Source organism: Streptomyces sp. NBC_00986, assembly GCF_045162565.1.
Classification (GTDB): Bacteria; Actinomycetota; Actinomycetes; order Streptomycetales; family Streptomycetaceae; genus Streptomyces.
The window spans coordinates 2,840,465-2,854,863 of the sequence record NZ_CP108733.1; the positions used below are offsets into that span (position 1 = coordinate 2,840,465).

The window sequence follows — 14,399 nt, forward strand, 5'->3', positions numbered from 1 at the left end:
CACACTCTGGACGTTTCCACAAAGCGGAATTAAACTTCCGGCAAGCAGAACGTAGCTACGCACAGGCGGGGAGTCAACCGACCCCCGGGTAGGCTTCAGCCCTTCCCGCCCGTGCCGAAAGGAACGCGCCGTGCCGCCGTCCAGCGTGAGCAGCACCGACTCCACCAAGTCCGCCACGGGTGGTGTCCAGTCCCTCGAGCGCGCCTTCGACCTGCTGGAGCGGATGGCCGACGCGGGCGGCGAGGTCGGCCTGAGCGAGCTCTCCGCGAGCAGCGGCCTGCCGCTCCCCACCATCCACCGCCTGATGCGCACGCTCGTGGTCTGCGGTTACGTCCGTCAGCAGGCGAACCGTCGGTACGCGCTCGGCCCGCGCCTGATCCGCCTCGGCGAGTCCGCGTCCCGGCTGCTCGGCACCTGGGCGCGTCCCTATCTCGCGCGGCTGGTCGAGGAGACCGGCGAGACGGCGAACATGGCACTGCTCGACGGCGACGAGATCGTGTACGTCGCGCAGGTCCCGTCCAAGCACTCGATGCGCATGTTCACCGAGGTCGGCCGGCGCGTCCTGCCGCACTCCACCGGCGTCGGCAAGGCCCTGCTCGCCAACACCCCGGACAACGAGGTGCGCGCGCTGCTCGCCCGGACCGGCATGCCCGCCGCGACCGAGAAGACGATCACCACGCCGGACGGTTTCCTCGCTGCGCTGGCGGACGTGCGCCGCCTCGGCTACGCGATCGACGACAACGAGCAGGAGATCGGGGTGCGCTGCCTCGCCGTCTCCGTGCCCAACTCCCCCACCGCCGCCGCGATTTCGATCTCGGGCCCGGCGGGCCGGGTCACCGAGTCGGCGACCGACAAGATCGTGCCGGTGCTCCAGCAGGTGGCCGGCGAACTGTCGGAGGCACTGGCCAGCCAGAACCCCGCGTGAGCGCCGGGCGGTTCTGGCCGGGCCGGTACACCGACCGGCACGGCGACGAGGCCGTCGTCTTCGAGTCGGACGGTCGGGAGTCGATCCGTACGACGATCCGGGGCGTCCGCTTCGAGGGCGACAGCATGGACGACCTCGGCGCGCTCGGCGGCGGCCCCCCGGAGGCGCCGTTCGCCTTCTTCGACGGGGCGTTGTGCTCCTGCCTGCTGGAGTGGGAGGTGCCGTTGTCCGTCGCGGTCGAGGGGCAGGGCGTGCGTACGGCGGTGCTGGACTGCGCGTTGCGGCTCGGGGACCCGGCCGGACCCGGCAGGGGGCTGGACGCGGAGACGCTGACCACGACCCTGCGCCTGGACGGGCGCGAGTACCGCAGCGCAGAAGGCCATGACGACTTCGAGGACGCGCTGAACGAAGTCCAGCGCCGCCTGCCGCCGGGCTCGCGACTCAAGGCGTGCGTCTCGTGCGCCTGGTCCGACTACCACCCCGCCGGCCACGGACTGATGGCCGCGCTCGCGTGCTTCCGTGACGCCAAGGACCTCTACCGTCAGGTCGACGGCAAGCACGGCCCGCGGGGCATCTTCACGACCTGGCAGGAACACACCGAGTCCGTCCAGGAGACCTGGCTGTGCGAGGAGTTCGAGGACCGGGCCGGGGACTCGGGCTACCGAGGAGCGTTCCCGGCGCGCCGGTGGCCGTGAACTAGCCCTGCCCGCCCCGAGGTTGACCGAACAGGTCCACGGCGTTGCGTACGTCCGTCAGGCCCCGCGCAAGAGCGCTCACCGAGCCGATCGCGCCGGCGATGAGGAGCAACGAGCGGCGCAGGCGCGGGATTTCGGGGATACCGTCGATGGTCATCGCGGCCAGCGCCGCGAGTTCGTCCTCGGCGATGACACGGTCGGGGAACTCGGCCGGATGCGCGGCCAGTTCGCGGCGCAACCGGGACACCGCGGTCCGCAGTTCCGCCACCCTCGGATCCTCGTCGCTGCCGGTCAATGACCTCTGCCCCAAGCTCCGCAACACAGCTCTCCCCCCTCGCACGTCTTCGTGCGCAAGAACTTTGTGATCCCGCCGCGCGCACCCCGCAACACTGGTCGGGCGCCGAGGGACGCGGGCCAGTAAACGCCACCCGGTGCGGCGCGCGCCACTCCATGGACCGAAATTAAGTAGGAGGATTCCGTCCGGTCGCCGCCGCGTCAGGTATGCAGGAGGCATGACGCGAAACGAAGACCAGGTCGCCGGGCTGCTGCTCGCCGCGGGCGGCGGCCGGAGGCTCGGCGGGCGGCCCAAGGCGCTGCTACGGCACCGGGGGCGGCCCCTCGTGGAGCACGCGGTCGGGGTCCTGCGCACGGCCGGTCTCACCCGCGTCCACGTGGTCCTGGGGGCGGGCGCCGACGCCGTACGGGAGCAGGCGGAACTGGCCGGATGCGTGCTCGTGGAGAACCCGGAGTGGGAGCAGGGGATGGGGTCCTCGCTGCGGGCCGGGCTCGACTCGCTCGCGGGTACGGGGGCGCGGGCGGCACTGGTCTCGCTCGTAGATCAGCCCGGGATCGGCGCAGAGGCGGTCGCGCGCGTGCTGGCCGGGTTCACGGATGCGGACTCCCTCGTCTCGGCCGCCTACGACGGGGTACGCGGCCATCCGGTGCTGTTCGGGTCCGCGCACTGGGCCGGGATCGCCGAGAGCGCGACCGGGGACCGGGGGGCGCGGGCGTACCTCAAGGCGCACGCGGACGCGGTCAGGCTCGTCGAGTGCGGGGATGCGGCGGAGCCGTACGACATCGACACTGAGGCGGATCTCGTCCACCTTGAGTGAGCGGAGTGGCACTGAGCGCCACTTTCGCTCGATCCGGAGAATCTCGACGTCAACAAACCATTGAACTTCCACGATGAGGAAACTAGTATCCACTGTTCAGAAGCGCCCGACGGCCCCTCGGGTGCTCCCAGCCCTACCCGGGTCACCTGGCACCCGGTGCCACGCTGAAGGAAGTGACAGTTCATGTCCGCACCAGCGCCGTCCTCGCCGGTCATCGTCGACGCCGAGCCCCTGCCCCGGCAGGACGAGGTCCTCACCGATGAGGCCCTCGCCTTCGTGGCCGAGCTGCACCGCCGGTTCACGCCCCGCCGAGCCGGACTCCTCGCCCGCCGGGCCGAGCGCCGCGCGGAGATCGCCCGCACCTCCACCCTCGACTTCCTCCCGGAGACCGCCGCGATCCGCGCCGACGACTCCTGGAAGGTGGCCCCCTCCCCCGCCGCCCTGAACGACCGGCGCGTCGAGATCACCGGCCCCACCGACCGCAAGATGACGATCAACGCCCTCAACTCGGGCGCGAGGATCTGGCTCGCGGACTTCGAGGACGCCTCCGCGCCGACGTGGGAGAACGTCGTCACGGGCCAGCTCAACCTGATCGACGCCTACACTCGCGCGATCGACTTCACGGACCCCAACTCCGGTAAGTCGTACGCCCTGAAGGCCGAGGACGAGCTGGCGACCGTGGTCATGCGGCCGCGCGGCTGGCACCTCAACGAGCGGCACCTCCTGGTGGACGGTGAGCAAGTCCCGGGCGCCTTCGTGGACTTCGGGCTGTACTTCTTCCACAACGCGCAGCGGCTGCTGGACCTGGGCAAGGGCCCGTACTTCTACCTCCCGAAGACCGAGTCGCACCTCGAGGCCCGGCTGTGGAACGACGTGTTCGTCTTCGCGCAGGACTACGTCGGCGTCCCGCAGGGCACCGTCCGCGCGACCGTGCTGATCGAGACGATCACCGCCGCGTACGAGATGGAGGAGATCCTCTACGAACTCCGCGACCACGCCTCGGGGTTGAACGCGGGACGCTGGGACTACCTGTTCTCCATCGTGAAGAACTTCCGTGACGGCGGGCCCAAGTTCGTCCTCCCGGACCGCAACGCGGTCACGATGACAGCCCCGTTCATGCGGGCGTACACCGAACTCCTCGTCCGCACCTGCCACAAGCGCGGAGCGCACGCGATCGGCGGCATGGCGGCGTTCATCCCGTCCCGCCGTGACGAGGCGGTCAACAAGGTCGCCTTCGAGAAGGTCAAGGCGGACAAGGACCGTGAGGCCGGGGACGGTTTCGACGGGTCGTGGGTGGCCCACCCGGACCTGGTTCCGATCGCCATGGCCTCCTTCGACGCGGTGCTCGGCGACAGGCCGAACCAGAAGGACCGGCTGCGCGAGGACGTCGACGTCAAGGCGGCCGACCTGATCGCCGTGGACTCGCTGCACGCGAAGCCGACGTACCCCGGACTCGTCAACGCCGTTCAGGTGGGCATCCGTTACATCGAGGCGTGGTTGCGCGGGCTCGGTGCGGTCGCCATCTTCAACCTGATGGAGGACGCGGCCACCGCCGAGATCTCGCGCTCGCAGATCTGGCAGTGGATCAACGCGGGCGTCGAGTTCGAGAACGGCGAGAAGGCAACTCCCGAGCTGGCGCGCAAGGTTGCCGCCGAGGAGCTGGAGAACATCCGCGCGGAGATCGGCGCGGACGCCTTCGCCGCGGGCCACTGGCAGCAGGCCCACGACCTCCTCCTGGAGGTCGCGCTCGACGACAACTACGCGGACTTCCTGACGCTGCCGGCGTACGAGCAGCTCAAGGGCTGACCCCCAACAGGCGTCAGGCGAAGCTCACTTGTCCGAGTGGCCCAGGGACTTTTCCGGGGCCACTCGGTCGCGTACGAGCTTCTTCACGGCCGTGGGCTCCGGGAAGCCCTGTTCGCGCCGGTCCCACACGACTTCGTCGTTGACTCTCACGATGAAGACGCCGCCGGTGCCGGGCTTCAGGGAGAGTTCCGTCAACTCGGTCTCGAAGGTGGTCAACAGCTCCTGCGCCAGCCAGGCCGCGCGGGGCAGCCAGCGGCACTGGGTGCAGTACTCGATCTGTACGCGGTGCTCGGGCTGTACGGGGTTGTCGATCGGGGAGTCTGTCATCCGAGGTGTACCGACCAATCCTGTTCCGCCGCCGGTTTGCCGTGCAGGTCGGGGACCCGCTTGAGCCAACTCGGGCGGCCCTGCTGTGTCTTCGCCGCGCGGAGGGCCTCCTCTGCGGCGCGTTCCTCCCTGCTGGGGAAGTCGGTGGGGAGCCAGGCCGCGGAGGCCTCCACGCGCGCGTGGAGGTAGGCGACGTAGGCCTCACGTACGGCGTCGGGTGTCACGAAGCCCGGTTCGCCGGCCAGCCAGGCGTCCGGCACCTCGGCCGTGATCCGGCGCAGCAGTTCCTCGGTCACCTTGGGGGCCAACTCGGCGTCGGCGGCACGGGTGTCGGGGCCGTAGTGGCCGAGGGCGTGATGGCGGAAGTCGTAGGACTTGGCGGGGTCGGCGCCGTCCCAGCGGTGGTGGAAGACGAGGGCGGCGCCGTGGTCGATGAGCCACAGGCGCGGGGGTGCGATGCCGAGCGTGGGCCAGATCATCAGGTTCGAACTGTGCACCGTGCGGTCGACGTTGACGGTCAACGCGTCGAGCCAGACGATCTTTCCGGCCTCCAGCGGGTCGACGGTGCACTGGGCGGCGATCTCCGGGGTGAAGTCCTGGGCGCCCGGCAGAAAATCCATGCCGAGGTTCAGACCGGCGCTCGCGCTGTGCAGGTCCCGCACTTCCTGGTGGGGTTCCTCGTCGGCGATCTCCGGGTCGAAGTGCACGAGCACCAGCTCGGGGAAGCGCAGCCCGAGGGCGCGGGCCAGCTCCCCGACGATCACCTCGGCGACCAGTGCCTTGCGGCCCTGCGCGGAGCCGGTGAACTTCACGACGTACGTACCGAGGTCGTCGGCCTCGACGACCCCGGGGACGGACCCGCCGGACCGCAGGGGTTCGATGTAGCGGGTCGCGGTGACCTCTCTCAGCTTGTCCGGCATGAAACGAGCATAGAGGCAGGTCAGCGCCAGGAGGGGTGGCCCTCCGGTGTGCTGCCGGTGGTGAGCCGGCGTTCGCCCGTGCCGTCCGCGCGGACGGCCCAGATCGCGGGCTGGTCGAAGGGGCCCCGGACGAAGGCCACCCACTTGCCGTCGGGCGACCAGACGGGGTCCATCTCCTGAGCGGCGGTCTGCACCAGCGTCCGGTCGCCCGTGCCGTCCGCCTTGACGATGTGGATGTCTCCCCCGGTCCCCACGTTCGGCGCCCCAGCGGTGTAGGCGAAGTACCGGCCGTCCGGGGACCAGACGGGATCGAGCGCCCGCCGGGCCTGGTGGGTGACCTGCCGGGGTTCGGCGCCCGGCCGCGCCGGATCGACGACGTGGATCTGCCAACCCGACGTCTTCTGAAGGCAGATGGCGATGTGCTTGCCGTCCGGAGACCACGCCGGGTCCTCCACCTTCGCGGTACCGGTGGTCAGTTGCTGCACGGAACCGTCCGCGACGGTCACGGCGAACAGCTGCTGCACCCCGTCCTGCCGCCGCAGCACGGCCAGCCGCTTGCCGTCCGGCGACCAGGACACCCGCCCACCCGAGATCGCAGCAACCCGGCGGACGTCGGTACCGTCCGCGTTCGCCGTCCAAACAGCCGACTCCTGCCCGGTGTTGCGGGTGAACGCGAACGACCTGTGATCGGGGGCCCACTGCGGAAGCGCGTCACACGTCCCGTCGATCAGCTGCTTCGGATCGTCCTTGGTGGAGTCACGCCGCCCGATCACGCTGTGACACGTCGACGACCCGGGGTCCGTGTCCATCCGGACCAGCAGCGGGGCGTCGGGGAAGGCTGCGGCGGTCGATCGCAGGGGCGACGGCGAGGATCCCCCGACACCGGCATCGTTCTGACCGGAACCGGACCCGGTCCACGGATGCCACACCAGCAGCCCCGCGGTAACCGCCGCGACCAACATCGCGGCTACGACGACTGCTCTACGGCGACCCGGCCGCACCCCGGCACCACCGGGCGGGACGGGCGCGGGCGCGAAAACCGGCGCGGGCCCGAAGCCGGGTCCAGGGCCGGGCGACGACTGAACGGTCAAGGGATGCGAGGCCCCGGACGGCCTCTCACCAACCGGGGACGACCCGGGCGGCCTCTCACCGACCGGAGCCGGGCTGGTCGGCATTCCCGCGACCGGCGACGGACCGGGCCACCTCTCACCAGTCGGCGTCTCGGCAACCGACCACGACCCAGGCGCCCCGTCACCAACCGCCGATGAACCGCGCGTCGCCTCGCCTCTCGATGACGAACCAGTCGGCCCCTCGCCGACCTCCCGCGCGACGGACACCCCCTCACCGCCCCCCGGCGAGGCCGACATCGCGGTACGCGGATCGGCGGCCGCACCCGACCGGCGACCGTCGGGCACGCCCGACGCGCGACCTGTTGGCGCAGCCGACGGACCGTCGGTGAGCTTGCCCGACCGGCGATCCGATGGCCCACCCTCCGCACGACCCGCAGGCCCACCCCCCAGCCCATCCACCCCCGCGAAATACCCCGCCGGATCCTGACTCCGCACCAACGCAGTCGCCTCCGGCGGCAACCACACGTCCGACGGATGCCGGACCGTCAGCCGGTCGAGGAACTCCAGCGGGCTGGGCCGGTCGCGCGGGTCCTTGGCCAGGCAGGCCGCGACCAGGTCGCGCAACTGGCCCGGAACGTCCGTGAGTTCGGGCTGCTCGTGGACGACGCGGTACGGCCACGCCGCCGACCCCCCGTCCCCGAACGGAGCCCGGCCCGCCGCCTGGCCGAGCACGACACCCAGGGCGAACATGTCGACCGCCGGCGTGAGCGTGCCCCCGGTCAGCTGCTCCGGCGCGAGGAACCCGAGCGTGCCGATCTGGAACCCGGTCTGTGTGAGGGCCGTACCGTCGAGGGCCCGCGCGATGCCGAAGTCGATGACCCGGGGGCCGTCCTCGGCGACGATGATGTTGGCCGGTTTCAGGTCACGGTGGATGACCCCGGCCTGGTGGATCGCCGCCAGTGCCTCGGCGAGGCCGGCGGCCAGCACGGTGAGCGTGTCCGCGGGGAGGGGGCCGACCCTGTCGAGGACCGCCTGCAAGGTCGGGCCGGGGACGTACGCCGTCACCAGCCAGGCCGGGTCGCCCTGCGGGTCGGCGTCCACGACCGGCGCGGTGTGGAAGCCGCCGACGCGGCGCGCCGCGGCCACTTCGTCGGCGAACCTGCGCCGGAAACCCGGTTCCGTGCTCAGTTCGGGCCGTACGACCTTGACGGCCACCGCCCGGCCCGACCGCGACCGGCCGAAGTACACGACGCCCATCCCGCCCTGGCCGAGCCGTCCGACCAGCCGGTACCTGCCCTCCCCGACAGAGGCGGGATCACCCGCTTGGAGCGGTTTCATGACTCCCCCATCTCGCCTCTCCGGCAAGGCGGTCGGACCTCATCGGCCCCGACCCCCGTCCCCGTCGAGCGGCCATATCCAGCCGCGAGGCTCCCCCGATACCGGCCACCAGTCTAGGTGCTCCGCTCATGACGTCACCGGGTTCGGAACGGTTCCCTTCCGACACCTTCCGCCCCGCCCTTCACCCGGAACGGTTCACCTCCGGCCCGCCCGCTCCCCCTGCCCGTCACCCCGCCAGCGGATTCCGCAACGGCAGATAACGCGCGTCGGCGCCGTCCGCCCCGGTCCAGCGCAACAGCAGGTTCGTCTTGCCGGGCAGGGTGGGCGAGGCAAGGAGTTCGGCGACCTCGGGGACGTCGTACCGGGCCAGTTCCGCGCGGACCGCCGGCCAGGGGTCCAGCCCCGGGTGACGCTCCGCGAGTACCCCGGCGATCTCGACGAGATGGTTGACGACCAGGCAGTACACCAACCGCTCCCACCCCGCCCCCCGTTCCACATCCGTCAGCAGCTTCACGCCCTCCGCGTCCCGGTACAACGCCTGCACGGGCATCCCGTCCGCGTCGACGGCGACCAGCGTGTTCTGCAGATGCGCTTCGAGTACGACGCCGTAGTCCGCGAAAGCCGTGATCGCGGGCGGTACGACCTGCCGCAGATACGCCTCCCACCAGGCAGCCGGGTCGGCCGTACCGTCGAGCGGGTTGCCATCGAACCCCTCCACCAACCCCGCGGCGAGCAACGGGGTCGTGCCGGGCAGGAGGTGGTCGTGCAGGCCGTCGCGGACCAGGACGGCGAGTTCCTCGAAGGCGAAGTCGGCGGTGCGGTAACCGCGGTCGCTCAGCCAGGCCGCCGGGCCGGCCATCGCGGCGAAGGCGTCCCGGACGGCCGTATCCGTGCGCTGGAGTTTCAGCAGGTCGTGGCGCCACAGCCGGCGCACGTCATTGGTGATGCGCACATCGAGGCTGAACTTCAGGAACAGATCCTCCCCGCATTCCGCGGACCCGGGGCTGTACACCGTGCGGATCGCCGCCGTCGGCCACACCTCGGTCGCCGTCGCACCGAGCCGGATCAGCCGACCGTCCGCGAAGGCAACCGCCAGGCCCGCGCCCACGAGGTCCAACTGCCAAGGGTGGGCAGGCAGTAGCCGATAGCCGGGCGGGGCCACGCCGAGGGCGTCCAGCGCCGAGACATCCCCCTCCTCCACCACCACGTCCTCGCGCAGCCCCAGCAGCACCAGCGGGAAACGGGCGTACGCCTCCGGGGCGTAGGGCAGCCAGCCCGCGACGGGGCCGCCGCCGCGCGCCTTGGGCGCGGGATGGTAGGGATGGCCGGTGATCAAGGACTGTTCGGAGCGGAGATACGGGTCGTCGGGCGCCGTCGCCCGGTCGCGCGCGGTGAGCAGCGCGGCGACCGCGTCACGACTGTCGGTCATCTCGGCGGGCAGTTCGTGGTTGGAGACTCCGGTGTGCCGGGTCAGTTCCTCGGCGACGAGCTTCACGAGTTCGGCGTGGTCGACGCGCCGCCAGTCGCCGTCCGCGTACACCTCGGGCTCGGCGGGCCGCCGCTCGCCGCGCACCCGCAGCAGCCGGCCGCTCCCCGGCAGCCGGTACACGCGCCGCTCCCCCGGGTCCGGGAGCGGCTGGGCCACCTCCCGCAGCAGACAGTTGAGCAGGGGCGCGGCCGCGTACGCGTCGGCGCGCTCCGCCACGTCGTCGCCCGGGGGTGTGAAGTCGACGCGATCCATTCGTTCCCTAAGTCCGTGTCCTGCGATCGCGATCAGTATGTCTCTCGTCGCACAGTGTTCCGCCGCCCCGCCTCTCCCCGCTCCGCCTCTCCCCGCCCCGTCTCTCGTCGTCACCGATCATGACGCCCCGTCCGCACCCGAGGAGTCGACCGTGGACCGTCCCCCGCTTCCCGAGACCGAGGTCGCCGAGGAACTCGCCGCCGTACGGCCCGACCTCGTACAACGGTACGCGGCCGAACTGCCCGGCGCCCGTGCGGCGGTACTCACCCGGCTGTGGCGCGCGCTGGCCTTCGAACCGCTGCCGTGGATCGCCGGCCGGACGCCGGGCCTCGTCCTACGGCTCTCCGACGGCCGGCGGCTGCGCGGCCCGCACGCGGACCCGTACGCGACCGACGCCTACGTCACCGTCGTCCACCTCGACGACCTCGCCTACGACGATCCGGCGCGCCTGATGACCGACCTCGCCGTGCCGCACGGGACCGCCTTCGCGGCCGAACTCGGGCACAGCGTCGCCTCGTTGGCACTGTCCCGGGCCAACCAGCCCGCCTCCTCGGAGGATTGGCCGGTGCACGACTGGGAGTGGGAGCAGCGGATCGTCGACGGACACCCCTTCCACCCCAACTGCCGCTCCCGGCCCGGCTTCTCGGTGGCCGAGCAGCTCGCGTACGGGCCCGAGCACCGGCCCGTGGTGGCGCTCGGGTCGGTTCCGGTGAGGTCGGACGAGTGTCTGGTGACGGGAGTGTGGCCGGACGAACTGCGGTCTGCGGGACGGCTGTTGATCCCGGTACACCCGTGGCAGGCGGCGCATGTGCTGAAGCGGACCGGGGACGCTCCGCTCGACGCGCATCCGCTGATGTCCCTGCGGACCCTCGCCCTGTCGGACGGACCGCACGTCAAGACCGCGCTGAGCGCCCGGCTGACCTCCTCGGTGCGGGACATCTCGGTCTACTCGATCGGGCTGTCGGCGACGTTGTCGGCGTTCGGGGAGACACTGGCGGCGCGCTCGGACGGCCTGTTGCACGTCACCCGCACGCTGGGCGCGGCCACGGCCAACTCCCCTGATCTCGCTGCCGTGTTGCGCGAGTCGCCGCAGACGTACGCGGACACGGAGGCGGGTGAGCGGGTTCTGCCGGTGGCCGCCCTCGCGGTCACCGACCTGCCCCGATCGCCCGCCTGGCTGGCCGAGTTCACGCGTCTCGCCCTCGTCGTCTGTCTGCGGCTGCTGGAGTCCGGTGTGGCCCTTGAGGCGCACGGTCAGAACCTGCTGGTGGTGCTGTCCCGCACGGGTGCCCCCCTGCGCCTGGTCTACCGCGATCTCGCCGACATCCGCGTCAGCCCCAAGCGCCTTGCCGAACAAGGGATTCCGGTACCCGAACTGAGCGGACGCATCGTCACCGACGACGAACTCACCCTGCGCCGCAAGCTGTTCGGCTCCCTGGTCGCGGGAGCACTCGCGGGTACGGCCGGTTCCACTACGGCGCTCCGGGCGGCCCTGACGGCCGTCGTACCCGATCTGCCGCGCACGCCGGATCTGCGCACGCTGCTCGAACAGCCTTTGCCGAGCAAGGCGTTGACGCTGATGCGGCTGTCGCCGGAGCCGCCCGGGGACCAGTGGACCGGGCTGCCCAACCCGCTCGTTTTGGAGCCCGGTCCATCTGATCAATAGGATCCGGCGATGATCACAAGACAACGGCTGGCGGCGGGGATCTGTGCCCTGCTCGCCACCCTCACGGCCGGGGTCGCCTTCCCTGCCGGAGCGGTCGCCGACGAGACGGACTCCACGGCCTCCCCCAAGGTCGAACTCGTGCTGGACGTCAGCGGATCCATGAGCGCCAAGGACATGGACGGCGGCTCACGGATGGCAGCGGCGAAGCAGGCGTTCAACGAGGTGCTCGACGCCACACCCGAGGAAGTGCAGCTCGGCATCCGCACGTTGGGCGCCAACTACCACGGCAACGACCGCAAGACGGGCTGCAAGGACACCGCGCAGCTCTACCCGGTGGGCACCCTGAACCGCACCGAGGCCAAGACCGCGGTCGCGACGCTCCAGCCCACCGGCTGGACCCCCATCGGTCCCGCGCTGCTGAAGGCGGCGGACGACCTCAACGGCGGTGACGGCACCCGCCGTATCGTCCTGATCAGCGACGGCGAGGACACCTGCCAGCCGCTGGACCCGTGCGAGGTGGCCCGCGAGATCGCGGCCAAGGGCATCGGCCTGACCATCGACACGCTGGGTCTGGTGCCGGACGCCAAGACCCGCGACCAGCTCAGCTGCATCGCGGACGCGACCGGCGGCACGTACACCTCCGTGCAGCACAAGGAGGAACTCTCGGACCGCGTGGGCCAGTTGGTGGATCGTGCCGCCGACCCGGTGGTGACCCCGGTCGCCACCGCGGGCACCGCCCAGTGCACCAGCGCCCCGACCCTCAAGTCCGGTCTGTACACGGACCGCGAGGAGTTCGGCAAGCAGCGCTTCTACCGCGTGGACGTCAACCCCGGCCAGGAACTGCGCGCTTCGGTGAGCGTCGGCGCCGACCGTGAAGTCAACCCGGACTACGGGGTGTTGCTGCGGGCGGTCACCGTGCACGGCCGCGAGATCGTACGCGGCGAGGGCACCGGCAACGGCCGTACGGACGTCATCTCCACCGGCCTGCGCTACCCGAAGGCCGAGAGCGACGACGACAACGCCCCGGCCGAGACCGTGTGTCTGCAGGTCACCAACTCCTTCTCGGCGGCCTCCGGGGTGAAGACCACCCCCGGTCTGCCCCTCGAACTCACCGTGGACGTCGTCGACGGACCCGACAAGGCGAGCGATGTGGCCTCCTTCGGCCTCGGCCGCGGCTGGTGGCTCCTCGCCGCCCTCGTGCTGACCGGCTTCGTCGCGGGTCTGCTCTGGGGCTGGCTGTCACGCTGGCGTCTCGCGGTCTGGAGGACCAACTGATGCGGATCACACGTGTGTTGAGCACGGCCCTGCTGCTGGCGGGGCTGGCCGCGGGACCTGCCGTGGCGGACTCCTCTCCGTCCGCGAGCCCCTCCGACGACAGTTCGGCGCCCACCCAGGCGGGCACCTCGTTCCGTACGGCGACGGAGCTCGACCAGGGTCAGACGGGCACGGCGAGCGGCTCCACGGGTGACTACCTGTACTGGTCGTTCGCCGCGGACGCCGGCCAACGCCCCACCGTCAAGGCGACGGTGAAGCTGCCCGACACGCACGCGGGCCAGACCTGGCAACTCGACGTCTACGACGGACTGCGGCGCCGCCAGGCCTGCCAGTACGGGGCCGCGACGCGCACCGCCGCGCAGGACGCGACCTCCCTGGACCTGGCGTGCACGCTGCGTACCGTCCGTGCCTGGTCGGAGACTTGGGCCAACGACCCGCTGCCGGGCACGTACTACGTCCGGCTCACGGTCGCGGATCTCCAGTCCTCGGACCTGGGCCAGCCGGTGAGCACCGAGGTCCGCGTGGACTCCAAGGACATCGGCGGTTCGGCGGCTGTGGACGGTTCGCTGGCGCAGCCGCTGACGCCGGGGATCGCGGCCAAGTCTGCGTCTGACGAGGACAGTTCGTCGTCGACGTCGGCGGCGTTGTCGAGCATCGAGCCCGACGGCGGCTGGTCCTCCGGCTGGTGGTCCGACCGCTGGGTGTGGACGGGCGTGGGTGGCGTGCTGGCCGCGCTCGCGGGCATCGGCGGGTACGCGCTGACCCGGGGTTCGGGACGGCCGAGGCGGGTCCCGCCACCCGGCATGTAATTCCGTGATCATTCGTCAGAAGGCCCGCACCCAGCGGGCCTTCTGTCATGTCAGGCCTGCTCTCAGGTCTGCTCTCAGGCCTCCCGCAGCGCCTTCGCGAGCGTGCCGTCGCCGGTCACCTCGACCCGTCCGGCGCGCACTGCGTCGGGAAGGCTCAACTCCCCCTGGGCGACGGCCGTACAGGTGTCGACGCCGAGCACGAGCCGGGCGTCGGGCTCCCGGGGAGCGGGCCCCTCGCCGTAGACGAGCCCGCCCTCCTCCGTCCCCGCATACACGTGGAACTCCCCTTCCTCCAGCTGGACTTCGACGAGCCCCTCCCCCTCCAGCGCCCGCAGCAACGGCAGCGCGAACCAGTGCGCGCGCACCGCGTCGGTAGGCCGCCGCTCCCCCAACTCGGGCGCACCCCACGCACCGAGGGCTTGCAGCACGGGCAGCAACTCCCGCCCCCGACCGGTGAGTTCGTAGACGAAAGCGGCACCGGGAGGCGGCAGCCGTCGCCGCGTCGTGAGCCCATCCCGTTCCATGTCCTTCAGCCGTGAGGCGAGTACGTCCGTGCTGACACCCGGCAGATCGGCGTGCAGGTCCGTGTAGCGGCGCGGGCCGGCGAGGAGTTCGCGGACGATCAGCAGGGTCCAGCGGTCGCCGACGAGGTCGAGCGCCCGGGCCGCGGAACAGTACTGGTCGTAGCTTCGGCGAGGTGACATGCGACGCAGTC

General features: G+C 71.3%; 13 protein-coding genes. 7 read left to right on the forward strand and 6 right to left on the reverse strand.

Annotated features, from left to right (window positions below; all coding sequences use genetic code 11):
• Window positions 1-130 precede the first annotated feature (130 nt).
• Together OG504_RS12385 and OG504_RS12390 are read left to right on the forward strand one after the other, a co-directional pair.
• A complete protein-coding gene (locus OG504_RS12385; RefSeq protein ID WP_398998553.1) occupies window positions 131-925 on the forward strand; it encodes an IclR family transcriptional regulator in 795 nt (264 codons plus the stop codon).
• On the forward strand, window positions 922-1,620 hold the full coding sequence (locus OG504_RS12390) for a DUF6304 family protein (protein ID WP_405989860.1): 699 nt from the start codon (window positions 922-924) through the stop codon (window positions 1,618-1,620). The genes OG504_RS12385 and OG504_RS12390 overlap by 4 nt, the downstream gene beginning before the upstream one ends.
• A gap of 1 nt (window position 1,621) precedes the next feature.
• Here the strand turns inward: OG504_RS12390 and OG504_RS12395 are convergent, their stop codons facing one another.
• Window positions 1,622-1,942, reverse strand: coding sequence for a DUF5955 family protein (locus OG504_RS12395; protein ID WP_405989861.1), 321 nt, complete (start codon window positions 1,940-1,942; stop codon window positions 1,622-1,624).
• Between the two features lie 190 nt (window positions 1,943-2,132).
• Between OG504_RS12395 and OG504_RS12400 the strand changes: the two genes are divergently transcribed.
• Together OG504_RS12400 and aceB are read left to right on the forward strand one after the other, a co-directional pair.
• On the forward strand, window positions 2,133-2,732 hold the full coding sequence (locus OG504_RS12400) for an NTP transferase domain-containing protein (RefSeq protein ID WP_405989862.1): 600 nt from the start codon (window positions 2,133-2,135) through the stop codon (window positions 2,730-2,732).
• Between the two features lie 183 nt (window positions 2,733-2,915).
• The gene (aceB, locus tag OG504_RS12405) at window positions 2,916-4,538 is read left to right on the forward strand and encodes a malate synthase A (protein WP_405989863.1); all 1,623 of its coding nucleotides are present in this window, start codon (window positions 2,916-2,918) and stop codon (window positions 4,536-4,538) included.
• 24 nt (window positions 4,539-4,562) lie between these two features.
• Here the strand turns inward: aceB and OG504_RS12410 are convergent, their stop codons facing one another.
• The 4 genes from OG504_RS12410 to OG504_RS12425 form a co-directional block, all read right to left on the reverse strand.
• Window positions 4,563-4,865 carry a SelT/SelW/SelH family protein gene (locus OG504_RS12410; protein WP_405989864.1) on the reverse strand — a complete coding sequence of 101 codons (303 nt, stop codon included), beginning with the start codon at window positions 4,863-4,865 and terminating at the stop codon, window positions 4,563-4,565.
• Window positions 4,862-5,785, reverse strand: a complete 924-nt coding sequence (locus OG504_RS12415) for a HipA family kinase (RefSeq protein ID WP_405989865.1) — start codon at window positions 5,783-5,785, stop codon at window positions 4,862-4,864. Before OG504_RS12415 ends, OG504_RS12410 begins: the two co-directional genes overlap by 4 nt.
• Before the next feature lie 20 nt (window positions 5,786-5,805).
• On the reverse strand, window positions 5,806-8,193 hold the full coding sequence (locus OG504_RS12420) for a protein kinase domain-containing protein (protein WP_405989866.1): 2,388 nt from the start codon (window positions 8,191-8,193) through the stop codon (window positions 5,806-5,808).
• Between the two features lie 226 nt (window positions 8,194-8,419).
• Window positions 8,420-9,934, reverse strand: coding sequence for an IucA/IucC family protein (locus OG504_RS12425; RefSeq protein WP_405989867.1), 1,515 nt, complete (start codon window positions 9,932-9,934; stop codon window positions 8,420-8,422).
• A 151-nt stretch (window positions 9,935-10,085) separates the two neighbouring features.
• Here OG504_RS12425 and OG504_RS12430 point away from each other — a divergent pair, with 151 nt between their 5' ends.
• The 3 genes from OG504_RS12430 to OG504_RS12440 are packed head-to-tail and all read left to right on the forward strand — an operon-like array spanning window position 10,086 to window position 13,684.
• A complete protein-coding gene (locus OG504_RS12430) occupies window positions 10,086-11,600 on the forward strand; it encodes an IucA/IucC family protein (protein WP_405989868.1) in 1,515 nt (504 codons plus the stop codon).
• Window positions 11,601-11,609: 9 nt separating this feature from the next.
• A complete protein-coding gene (locus tag OG504_RS12435) occupies window positions 11,610-12,875 on the forward strand; it encodes a VWA domain-containing protein (RefSeq protein WP_405989869.1) in 1,266 nt (421 codons plus the stop codon).
• The gene (locus OG504_RS12440; protein ID WP_405989870.1) at window positions 12,875-13,684 is read left to right on the forward strand and encodes a hypothetical protein; all 810 of its coding nucleotides are present in this window, start codon (window positions 12,875-12,877) and stop codon (window positions 13,682-13,684) included. Before OG504_RS12435 ends, OG504_RS12440 begins: the two co-directional genes overlap by 1 nt.
• 74 nt (window positions 13,685-13,758) lie before the next feature.
• Here OG504_RS12440 and OG504_RS12445 read toward each other — a convergent pair whose 3' ends face one another.
• The gene (locus OG504_RS12445) at window positions 13,759-14,388 is read right to left on the reverse strand and encodes a winged helix-turn-helix transcriptional regulator (RefSeq protein WP_405989871.1); all 630 of its coding nucleotides are present in this window, start codon (window positions 14,386-14,388) and stop codon (window positions 13,759-13,761) included.
• Window positions 14,389-14,399: the final 11 nt, after the last annotated feature.

Excerpts from the sequence above, each read along its gene's own strand:
- OG504_RS12400 (WP_405989862.1), top strand. The coding sequence starts at position 2,133 with ATGACGCGAAACGAAGACCAGGTCGCCGGGCTGCTGCTCGCCGCGGGC.
- aceB (WP_405989863.1), top strand. The coding sequence starts at position 2,916 with ATGTCCGCACCAGCGCCGTCCTCGCCGGTCATCGTCGACGCCGAGCCC.
- OG504_RS12410 (WP_405989864.1), bottom strand. The coding sequence starts at position 4,865 with ATGACAGACTCCCCGATCGACAACCCCGTACAGCCCGAGCACCGCGTA.
- OG504_RS12415 (WP_405989865.1), bottom strand. The coding sequence starts at position 5,785 with ATGCCGGACAAGCTGAGAGAGGTCACCGCGACCCGCTACATCGAACCC.
- OG504_RS12420 (WP_405989866.1), bottom strand. The coding sequence starts at position 8,193 with ATGAAACCGCTCCAAGCGGGTGATCCCGCCTCTGTCGGGGAGGGCAGG.
- OG504_RS12425 (WP_405989867.1), bottom strand. The coding sequence starts at position 9,934 with ATGGATCGCGTCGACTTCACACCCCCGGGCGACGACGTGGCGGAGCGC.
- OG504_RS12435 (WP_405989869.1), top strand. The coding sequence starts at position 11,610 with ATGATCACAAGACAACGGCTGGCGGCGGGGATCTGTGCCCTGCTCGCC.
- OG504_RS12440 (WP_405989870.1), top strand. The coding sequence starts at position 12,875 with ATGCGGATCACACGTGTGTTGAGCACGGCCCTGCTGCTGGCGGGGCTG.
- OG504_RS12445 (WP_405989871.1), bottom strand. The coding sequence starts at position 14,388 with ATGTCACCTCGCCGAAGCTACGACCAGTACTGTTCCGCGGCCCGGGCG.